Source organism: Garicola koreensis, assembly GCF_014195445.1.
GTDB lineage: Bacteria > Actinomycetota > Actinomycetes > Actinomycetales > Micrococcaceae > Nesterenkonia > Nesterenkonia koreensis.
This window is the reverse complement of record NZ_JACIBT010000026.1, coordinates 1-9981: the sequence shown is the minus strand read 5'-3', so window position 1 is coordinate 9981 and position 9981 is coordinate 1. Positions and strand designations below refer to the sequence as shown.

General features: G+C 65.6%; 9 protein-coding genes and 2 tRNA genes. 8 read left to right on the top strand and 3 right to left on the bottom strand.

All coding sequences use genetic code 11. The features are described 5' to 3' along the window. Positions 1-898: trehalose-6-phosphate synthase (locus tag FHX47_RS10620; protein WP_425484918.1), on the bottom strand; the 898-nt coding region annotated here is incomplete at its 3' end. Positions 899-1102: 204 nt separating this feature from the next. On the opposite strand from FHX47_RS10620, the gene FHX47_RS10615 reads away from it, so the two are divergent. Further along, a complete protein-coding gene (locus tag FHX47_RS10615) occupies positions 1103-2017 on the top strand; it encodes a DsbA family protein (RefSeq protein ID WP_183358902.1) in 915 nt (304 codons plus the stop codon). A gap of 70 nt (positions 2018-2087) precedes the next feature. Beyond that, a tRNA-Thr gene (locus tag FHX47_RS10610) sits at positions 2088-2163 on the top strand. 23 nt (positions 2164-2186) lie between these two features. Here FHX47_RS10610 and FHX47_RS10605 read toward each other — a convergent pair. Continuing rightward, the gene (locus FHX47_RS10605) at positions 2187-3410 is read right to left on the bottom strand and encodes an NAD(P)/FAD-dependent oxidoreductase (protein WP_183358901.1); all 1224 of its coding nucleotides are present in this window, start codon (positions 3408-3410) and stop codon (positions 2187-2189) included. Between the two features lie 141 nt (positions 3411-3551). Between FHX47_RS10605 and FHX47_RS10600 the strand changes: the two genes are divergently transcribed. The 6 genes from FHX47_RS10600 (at position 3552) to FHX47_RS10575 (ending at position 9619) form a co-directional block, all read left to right on the top strand. Further along, positions 3552-4034 carry an Lrp/AsnC family transcriptional regulator gene (locus FHX47_RS10600; RefSeq protein ID WP_183358900.1) on the top strand — a complete coding sequence of 161 codons (483 nt, stop codon included), beginning with the start codon at positions 3552-3554 and terminating at the stop codon, positions 4032-4034. 167 nt (positions 4035-4201) lie between these two features. Continuing rightward, the gene (locus FHX47_RS10595) at positions 4202-5713 is read left to right on the top strand and encodes a DHA2 family efflux MFS transporter permease subunit (protein WP_246328180.1); all 1512 of its coding nucleotides are present in this window, start codon (positions 4202-4204) and stop codon (positions 5711-5713) included. Between the two features lie 143 nt (positions 5714-5856). After that, positions 5857-6564 carry a thiaminase II/PqqC family protein gene (locus FHX47_RS10590; protein ID WP_183358899.1) on the top strand — a complete coding sequence of 236 codons (708 nt, stop codon included), beginning with the start codon at positions 5857-5859 and terminating at the stop codon, positions 6562-6564. A 146-nt stretch (positions 6565-6710) separates the two neighbouring features. After that, complete coding sequence (locus tag FHX47_RS10585) at positions 6711-7388, top strand: SDR family oxidoreductase (RefSeq protein WP_183358898.1); 678 nt, start codon at positions 6711-6713, stop codon at positions 7386-7388. Positions 7389-7486: 98 nt separating this feature from the next. Further along, a tRNA-Val gene (locus FHX47_RS10580) sits at positions 7487-7560 on the top strand. 118 nt (positions 7561-7678) lie between these two features. Beyond that, positions 7679-9619, top strand: coding sequence for a threonine/serine exporter family protein (locus FHX47_RS10575; protein WP_183358897.1), 1941 nt, complete (start codon positions 7679-7681; stop codon positions 9617-9619). Here FHX47_RS10575 and FHX47_RS10570 read toward each other — a convergent pair. Next, a partial coding sequence (locus FHX47_RS10570; RefSeq protein WP_183358895.1) for a uracil-DNA glycosylase occupies positions 9599-9981 on the bottom strand: 383 nt, incomplete at its 5' end. The genes FHX47_RS10575 and FHX47_RS10570 overlap by 21 nt on opposite strands.

Genomic DNA, 9981 nt, shown 5'->3' with positions numbered 1-9981 from the left:
TGACGATCTTTTCGGTGTCGATGGAAATGGGAAAAGCTGTGGCTTCGGCGATGCGGTAGGTCCCCGGATCCGGCACAGTCAGCTGCCGTGAGGCGGTGCCGCGGGCCGGGTCCACATTGAACCCGGCCAGGGGGGCGGCCGCCTCACTGGCCTCCTGGTACGGAACATAGATCTGCCCAGATTTGATGTAGTGGCCCAACCGGCTGCGCACAACGCGTTGAAAGTTCCCGGCATCAGACTCGCGCTGAAAACCGATCAGGTCAGCGCCGAGCAGCCCGCGCATCACTGAGTGGCGCCAGGGCAGCTGGGCGAAGAGCCCCGGAGGCGGAAACGGGATGTGGTTGAAGAAGCCGATCTTCAGGTCACTTCGCAGCTCGCGCAGGATCTGCGGGACCAATTGAAGCTGATAGTCCTGCACCCACACCGTGGCGCCGATCGAAGCCACCTGCGCTGCGGCTGCTGCGAACCTGCGATTCACCCGGCGATAGGCGTCGAACCAGTGACGGTGGAACTGCGGACGGGCAATGACATCGTGGTAGAGGGGCCACAGCGTGCCGTTGGAGAAGCCTTCGTAGTAGTCCTCAACCTCTTGGTCGCTCAGCGGCACCGGGTGCAGATGCAGCCCAGAATGGTCGAAGGGATTCAGCGCCTCATCCGCCGCGCCGTGCCACCCCACCCAGGCTCCCTGGGAATCCGCCATGATCGGCGCCAAGGCGGTCACCAGGCCTCCGGGCGAGCGCTGCCAGCCAATGGTGCCGTCCGGATCGGTGGTGCGGTTGACCGCCAGGCGGTTCGCCACCACGACGAAGTCGTAGCCGGTCATGTATGTGCCGGAGGCCGCCACCTGCGAGCTCGTTGCCGCAGCGTTCGGCGTCGTCGTGCTCTCTACCCGGCCCATCGGACTGTGCCCCTTTCGCCTCGTCTGCACTCAGCCTACGTGAGGAACTGAACCCTGCCGCTACTGTCGGCCACTGGCCTGGGCGTTCACTGAATGGGCGGTGGGGCGAAAATGACCGGGGTCACTGTGGTGCACGCGGGTGATTGAGAGGCGGTACCCTGGTATTCGTCGTCCGCCGTCCCTGAGCTGGTTTGGAGTAACTACATGGCACCACGCAACGGCAGCGCGCGCGAACAGGCGCGCAAGCTCCAGCAGGAGCAGGAGCGTAAGCACAAGACTCAGTCGCTGCTGCTGCGGATAGGCGTCGTCGTGGTTGCCCTGGTGGTCGTTGTCGGGCTGGGCGTCTTTGCGTTCTCCACCAACGATGATGGCAGCTACACAGCGGGACCCGCTCCGTCGGCGGCCAATGAGCAGGGCGGGATCTCGATGTCCTCCACCAGTGAGCTGGAGGAGGGGGACTCGCTGGGCGAGATTGACGCGGAGAACCTCGACGACGCTAAAATCTCCGGATCCGGGGAGCAGCCTCCCGGTGTGGAGCCCCGCGAAGAGGGCGAAGTGCCCCACGTGGTGATGTACACCGACGCCGGCTGCCCGGCCTGTGGGCAGTTTGAGGCCGCTTACCATTCGATGCTGACCGAGTGGATCGATGCCGGTGCCATCACTATGGAGGTCCGCTCGGTCACCTGGGTCTCTCCCCCCTATTCCTCGCAGACCGCCAACGCTTTCGCGTGCATGGCAGAGGAGTCGCCGGAGAACTACTTCTCCTACTTCGGTGAGATCACCTCGGTGCGTGCCGAAGGCGGCGAGTTCTCCAACGATGAGATGGCTGCCCTGGCCCAGGACAGCTACGGGACCGATATTTCCGAGTGCATCAACGACGGGACCTACCGGGCGTTCTCCCAGTACACCTCGAACCTTGCCAGTGAGAACGGGGTGCGGGGGACTCCGACCATCTATGTTGACGACCAGGAGGTCCCCGAGTTCATGAACGCCGGCGACGTCATCCTGGAGGCCGTGCAGGCATACCAGGAGGAGACCGGAGACGAGGTCATCCAGGGGGTCGACGAAGCTCTGCAGGACGCCGAATCGGGTGAAGAGCCCACCGACGCCGAATCCTGAGTTGGTCACCGCTGCCTGTGCGGCGCTAGTATAGATCCGACGTCGGCGCCCTTCAGGGCGTGCGCGTCGTGCCTCCTTAGCTCAGCTGGTAGAGCAGCTGTCTTGTAAACAGCAGGTCGTCGGTTCGAACCCGGCAGGGGGCTCCACCCGAGCTGAACCGCAGTTCTCGTCATCGCAGCGGATCGAACGGGGCTATCGCTGAATGCGTGCTGCCGGTGACGATCCGCTCCGCCAGCAGTTTGCCGGAAGCGGGCCCAAGGATCATGCCCCACATGCCGTGGCCACCGGCCACGTAGACATTCGGTGCCTGTGTGGCGCCGACCAGGGGTATGCCGTCCGGAGTGACCGGGCGGGACCCGACCCATTCGTCCTGACGGTTCTCCAGGTCCACCCCCGTCAGCAGTTTCTGTGCCTGTGTGACCATCGCCTGGATGCGCCGCGGCTGGAAGGGCTCATCCGGGCCCCGGAACTCCATCGTTCCAGCAATGCGGAAACGCCCCTGATACGGAGTGCATGCCAACCGCTGGTCCGGCAGATAGACCGGGTACTGAGCTGGTTGGTCGGTCTCCACGGTGAAGGAGTAGCCGCGTCCGGCCTGCACCGGGACCTTGACGCCCAGCGGGCGAGCAAGGTGCGGCAGCCAGGCCCCGGTGGCGATCACCACTGAGTCTGCAGTGAGCCGTTCGCCGGTGCTCAGCAGCACGGTGGGGCGGCCGGTGGAACTCACCTCAGCGACCTCCACCCCGGTGCGGATCTGCGCCCCACGCTCAGTCACCGCCTGCCCGAGGGATTCCAGGTAGGGCCCAGGCTCCAGGAAGCGCTGCCCCTCGAGCCGGTAGGCCACCTTCACCGCATCAGACAGCTGCGGGGCAAACGCCTGCGGGTCCTCGATTCGCTCAAAGGGGACCTCTTGGCCATGACGGACGGCGCCGGCGACTTCGTCGTGGAAGCCCATCGATTGGGACTCATTCTCGAACCCGACGACGAACGGGCCCTGACGGGTCCAGGCCTGGACTCCGCCGACATTGAGCTCGTCGAAGGCATCCAGGGCAAGCTTGTCGATCGGGGTCAGCGCGGCCATGGTCCGATTCCACGCACGATCGGTGCTGTGGGCCATGAACTGCGCCAAAAACGACCACAGGCGCGGGTCGATCCTGCGGGGAACATGCAGAGCAGCATCGGGATCAAGGAGCGCCTTGGGTCCGTACTTCCACAGGCTGGGGTGGGCCAGCGGGATCGCCTTGCCCGGCGCCAGCCAGCCAGCATTGCCCCAGGAGGACCCTGCCGCCACCCCGGTGCGTTCAATGATGGTGACGTCGTATCCGTGCTCCTGCAGGTGCCACGCCGTGGACAGCCCCGCAATGCCTGCACCGATAACGAGCGCTTCACTCATGATGAGTCCTCCTGAACTGTTGGGCGTCGTCGCTGTCTGCCATTATGCAGACTCGCACCGAGGAAATGCAGGGGTGCAGAAGATTCGTTCGTAAAACGGATAGATTAGAAAGAATCTTCACCATTCTGAGGAGTTCTCCGTATGTCACAGCCTCCAACCTCTGACCGTCGGCCGCTCGATGAGCGAGACCTGGCGCTGATCGCCGAGCTGGAATCCGAGGGGCGCATGGCCATCAGCGAGCTTGCCAGGCGCATCGGCCTGGCAGAGTCGACCTGTCATAAGCGTCTGCACGCCTTGGTGGACTCCGGGGTGATCCGCGGCTTCCGCGCTGAGGTTGAGCCGGCTGCCCTCGGGCTTCAGATCGAGGCGCTGATCTCCATCAGGATCCACCCCCACGCCCGCCGGAGCCTCCGAGAGTTCCAGGGATTCCTGGAGTCCCTTGCTGAGACTCGCCACGTCTACTTCGTCTCCGGCGAACGGGACTTTCTGGTGCATGTGGCGGTCCGGGACACCACCGGGCTGCGGTCGCTCATCTCGGAGCGGATCAGTATGCGCGAGGAAGTCGCGGCCACCAACACAAGTCTCATCTTCGACTTCGCTTCCCGCGTCCTCACTGGCACCTGAGCTGCCACCTGCTGTGCGGGCCCGCCAGGTCGTGCGAGGGCACAGTGCTTGATAGTCTTCTCCACGGTTTTGTCTCCGCCGGGGTGGAGAATCTTCGACCACACCACCGTCATCCAGGGCCCAATGGGTGCCGGTGCTCGCATTTGGGCTGATGGAGGCATCTTCTTTTGGCCAGTTCAGCGTCTGAGGCGCCGCCTGCGCAGCCTCCTGCCGACGAAGCACGACTGCCCACCGCCGATAAGTTCACCATCGGCGCGCTGCTGGTGGCCGCCTTCGTGATGATCCTCAACGAGACCATCATGAACGTGGCACTGACTCCGCTGATGGAGCAGTTCCGGGTCTCCGAGACCACCGTGCAGTGGTTGACCACCGCCTTCATGCTGACCCTGGCAGTGATCATCCCCACCACCGGCTACATGATTCAACGCTTCAGCCTGCGCGGGGTCTTCACCACAGCAATGGGCCTGTTCATCATCGGCACCGCCGCCTGCGCCGTCGCCCCCGGATTCGGCTTCCTGGTCGCCGGCCGCGTGGTCCAGGCCGCCGGCACCGCGATCATGCTGCCGCTGATGATGACCACCGTGCTGACCCTGGTGCCGCTGCGCCGCCGCGGCGTGGTGATGGGAAATATCGCCATCGTCATCTCGGTGGCCCCGGCCACCGGACCCGCGCTCAGCGGCTTCATCCTCTGGCTGGCCGACTGGCGCTGGATGTTCCTGACGATCCTGCCGATCGCTGCCGCAGCCCTGCTGCTGGGTCGGCCGCGGCTGGCGCCCGAAACCGGCACCAAGGGCCAGGGACTCTCCATCCCTTCGGTGCTGCTGGCCGTGCCGGGCTTCGGCGGCATCGTCTACGGCATCAGCCAGATCGGCGGCCAAGGCGGCGCAGAGCCCGACGCCGTCGACGCCGGGCCCGGAATCAACCTGACTGCCCTGGCGGTGCTCGGAGTCGGTGCGGTCTTCCTGATCGGCTTCGCGCTGCTGCAGGTCAGGCTGCAGAAGTCCGATGCAGCCCTGCTGAACCTCAAGCCCTTCAGCTACTCCCAGTTCACCCGCGCACTGGGGATGATGCTGCTGATGATGATCGCGCTGTTCGGTGCGCTCATCCTGCTGCCGATGTTCCTCCAGCAGGTGCGTGGTCTGGACACTCTGGGCACCGGGCTGCTGATGCTCCCCGGCGGCCTGCTGATGGCCGTCATGGCACCCTTCGTGGGCCGGCTCTACGACCGCGTGGGCCCCAAACCCTTGGTGGCTCCAGGTGCCGCCATCCTCATCGGTGCACTGTTCTGCCTGAGTCTGTTGAGCACGACGACGCCGATTTGGGTGGTGCTTGCGCTGCACCTGGTGCTCTCAGCCGGTTTGGCCCTGCTGTTCACCCCAGCCTTCACCACCGCGATGAACCCGCTGCCGCAGCCGCTGTACTCCCACGGTTCGGCACTGCTGAACACGCTGCAGCAGCTGGCCGCCGCCATCGGAACCGCCTCACTGGTGGCGCTGGTGGGCATCGGAGCCGCCGCAGCAGCCGCCCAGGGCGCCGAGCCCGAGGCCGCGGCACTGGAGGGGTTCCGGACCGCATTCCGGGTCGCCTCGGCCATGAGCATCGGAACCCTGCTGCTGGGCCTGACACTGAGGGCCACCCCGGCGGAGCAGGACCAGGACGCCTCGGCCCCGCGCACCTGAGGGGAATCCCCCGATGTGTTAGCGTCGTCACTGACCGAGCGGTGCCCCAGCGCGGGGCTGAGAGCCGGAAGCACCGGCGACGCTATGAACCTGATGCGGCTAGGGGCACAAGACCTTGAACCGCCGTAGGGAAAGGGAATCCCGTGACGCTTTTTGATCGTCTGAAGTCCGAGGCCGCCCGCGACTGGGCCGACTACACCGGACACGAATTTCTTCGCCAGCTCGAGGCCGGCACGCTGCCGCTGGCGGCCTTCCGCAGCTACCTCATCCAGGACTACCTGTTCCTCATCCAGTTCGCCCGCGCCAATGCGCTCGCCGCCTATAAGGGCCACACTCTCGATGACCTCGTGGCAGGCCAGCGGGGACTGACGGCGATCATCGAAGAGACCGAGCTGCACGTGCGGCTCTGCGCCGGATGGGGCCTCAGCCGTGATGATCTCAACGCTGCCGCTGAGCACCCGGCCACGATCGCCTACACTCGCTACGTGCTCGACGCCGGGCTGCGCGGTGACCTGCTGGACATCCACGTGGCGCTCTCGCCCTGCACCATCGGATACGCGGAGATCGGATCCCGGCTCAAGCCCGTGCTGGAGGACAACCCCGATCACCCCTACGCCGAGTGGATCAGCGAGTACGCCTCCGAACCGTTCCAAGAGACAGCCGCGCAGGCAGCAGCCACCATCGAGGAGCTGGGTGAGCGCTTCCTGGGCGACCCGGCCGCCAACCCCCAGCGCATGGCGTCGCTGACACAGACCTTCTCCACCGCCACCCGCATGGAATCAGCCTTCTGGCAGATGGGACTGGACCTGGGTGCCGCCGTGCAGGAAGCGGAATCGCCAGCGCAGGCATAGCCCCCAGCCAGTCGCAGAATCACCGTCTCATCGGGTCATCACCGTCGTATAGGACGGTGATTTTCCGATAGCCGGGTGATACGTGCTCGGGAGTGGTGAAACGAGGCCTGCTGGAATAGTGCCAGCTGTGCAGTGTTGTGCTGACTATGGCTGATCAGAAGAAAATTGTCATAGTCGGCGGCCACGGCAAGATCGCTCTGCTGGCCGCACCGAAGCTCACCGACGCCGGGTACACAGTGGACTCGATCATCCGCAACCCCGACCACCGCGACGACGTCGCCGCCACCGGGGCCAACCCGGTGCTGCTGGACATTGAGAGTGCTGACACTGACGCGCTGGCCGAAGCCTTCACCTCCGCAGAGGCGGTCGTCTTCTCCGCCGGCGCGGGCGGGGGCAATCCCGACCGCACCAGAGCCGTGGACCACGACGCGGCCATCCGCACGATGGACGCCGCGGAGAAGGCTGGCGTGCGGCGCTATGTGATGGTCTCCTACATCAGCGCCGCCGTGGACGTCCACTCCGCAGACAAGGAAAGCTCCTTCTATCCCTACGCCGAGGCCAAGCACCTGGCGGACAAGCACCTGACCGAGACGGATCTGGAATACACCATTCTCGGACCCGCCAAGCTCACCAGCGAGCCGGCCAGCAAAAAGATCATCACCGCCGACGAGGCGGGCGCAGTGGAAGGCAGCGCCGAGCCCAGCTCCACCTCCCGGGAGAACGTCGCCGAAGTGATCCGCCACGTGCTGGCCAACGGTGCCGGTGTCCGTCAGCGCATCAACTTCTACGACGGTGAGACACCGATCGCCGACGCCATCAGCTGAGGCTGCCCTCGGCGACCCCAAGTTGGGGATGGGCCGCGGCAGGTGCTAGTATTTGACGGCGCTGCCGCCCAGGTTCGCCTGCGCCGCGCGGCCCTTAAGGATCCGTAGCTCAGTTGGTTAGAGCGCACGCTTCACACGCGTGAGGTCGATGGTTCGAGTCCATTCGGATCCACTGCAGGAGGCAGTCTGCCTCTGCACAGAACCCCTCGTCTCAGGGTTCACGTTCTCGTCACTCTTAAACGCCCGCTGTGGTGGGTTTCTTGTGGTTGGCTGGTGTCTAGGAGGCCGAAATGTCGCAGAACGAGCACAGCGCTCAGAGCTCGACCTCGCCCGACGACGCCCAGACGCCGGCCGATGCTGCCCCGGAGACGGGAACCTTCGAGACCACACCCATTGATCCGGTGATCTCCGAGCCGCCCACCGACACCTCCATGATTCCGGTGGTCCGCCCCTCCGAGGAACCTCCCGAGGAGCACGAGAGCTTCATGAAGAGCCTCACCGGCTCCATTGCCACCAGGTGGCGCTCAGCGGCTGAGGAATCGTATCTGGAGTGGGAGGAGTACGACGCCGACGCGACCGCGCGGGCCGCGGAGGAGGACGAGACGACGGTCACCCGGCACGAGTACACCGACGACTTCTCCCTGGCTGACAGTGCCCAGCCGGGTCCGGCGACCGGAACAATCAGCATGCCGGGCACCGAGCCCTCCCCGACGCTGCCGGCTGAGCCGCTGCGCCGCGCCTCGGTGCTGACCCCCTCCTGGCTGAAGCCGAAGAAGGGCAGTCAGCCCCGGCGCGCCCCGATCTTTGACCGCACTGTATTTGACCGCAAGGTCAACCCCCAGCGGGTCTTCAACAAAATTATGGAGACGGAGAAGCCAGCCACCGGCAGCGCCGCAATCGTCGACAGGCTTGCCGGAACCCCCTATCAGAACCCGGTTCAGGCAGAGCACCCGGTGGAGTCCGATGAGCTGGAGACCATCAATTTCGTGCTCGACGTGGGTGAGGCGCTCTTCCGCTACGGCGCCGGGGCGCTGGAGGTGGAGACCTCCATCATCGCGGTCTCCCAGGCCTTCGGGATGAAGAACACCGATGTGGACATCACCAACCAGTCCATCAGCCTCAACTGGGCCCCGGAGGGCAAGATCCCCTACTCCCGGGTTCGCGTGGTGCGGTCCTGGTCCAATAACTTCAAAGCCCTGATGGCGGTGCACCAGCTGGTCACCGACATCATCGCCGGCCGGCTCACCCGCGCCGAGGCCGAGCAGCGGCTGAACGAGCTCATCCGGGAGCCCAAGACCTACCCGCGGTGGATGGTCACCCTGGCAGGTGCGGTCTTCGCCAGCTTCTTCGCCTCCTTCCTGGGGGCGCCGATCCTCGACGCCGCCACCGGATTCGGCGCCACCCTCCTGGTGCTGTGGATCAGCCGGGTGCTGACCACTTGGAAAGTGCCTGAGTTCTTCACCCTGGCCGCCGGCGGGTTCACCGCCACGGCGGTGGGCATGGCCGCCTTCATGCTCGATGCCAACGTCACCCCGTCCATGGTGGTCGCCGGCGGGCTGATGATTCTGCTGCCCAGCGCCCGCATCGTCTCGGCGATCCAGGATGCGATCAACGGGTTCCCGCTCACCTCGGCCGGACGCCTGGTGTCCTCGATGATCGCCTTCGCGGGGATGACCGCCGGCATCATGGCCGCGGTGGTGCTGGCTGACCTGTTCGGCGCTCCGGTCATCGAGGTCGCTGAAGGGCTGACGCGCATCTACCACCCCACGGTGCTGGTGGTGCTGGTGTTCTTCGCCGCCGTCGCCGCGGGCATCGTGGAGCAGTCTCGCTGGCGCATGCTGATCCCCACCGGAGTGGTCTCAGCACTGGGCTTCTGTGCGTTCTACGCCGGGGAGCTGATGGGCCTGGGGGAGCGCTTCACCCCCATCATCGGGGCCACCGTGGTCGGCGCGCTGGGTCGTGTGGTGGCTCTGCGGATGGGTGCCCCGCAGCTGGTGGTCGCCGTTCCGGCGATGATGTTCATGCTGCCCGGCCTGATGGTCTTCCGCGGCATGTATCAGATCGCCATCGAGAACTCGGCGGCGTTCATGATGGCCGGGCTGTATGAGCTGTTCAACGCGATGATCATCATTATGGCTATTGCGGCCGGGATTGTGCTCGGCGACGTGCTCATGCGCCCCTTCACCTCAGGGATGCAGTCCAACGAACGCTCACGAACGCGCAGGCGGTAGCTGCCAGTCGATCGGCTCAGTCCCCAGGCGCCGCAGCGCCTCATTGGTGCGGGAGAACGGCCGTGAGCCGAAGAACCCGCGGGAGGCTGACAGCGGCGAAGGATGGGCGGAGGTGATCACCTCGGTGTGATCGCCAGCATCGAGCAGCGGCTGCAGCTTCCGTGCCTGGGCGCCCCACAGAATGGAGACCAGCGGTGTGCCGCGCCCCACCAGCGCACGGACCGCAGTCTCCGTGATCGCCTCCCAGCCGATTCCGCGGTGTGAGGCCGGGCTGCCAGCGGCCACGGTCAGCACTCGGTTGAGCATCAGCACCCCCTGGTGTGCCCAGTGGCTCAGATCTCCGTGGGCGCTGGGATCTGCTC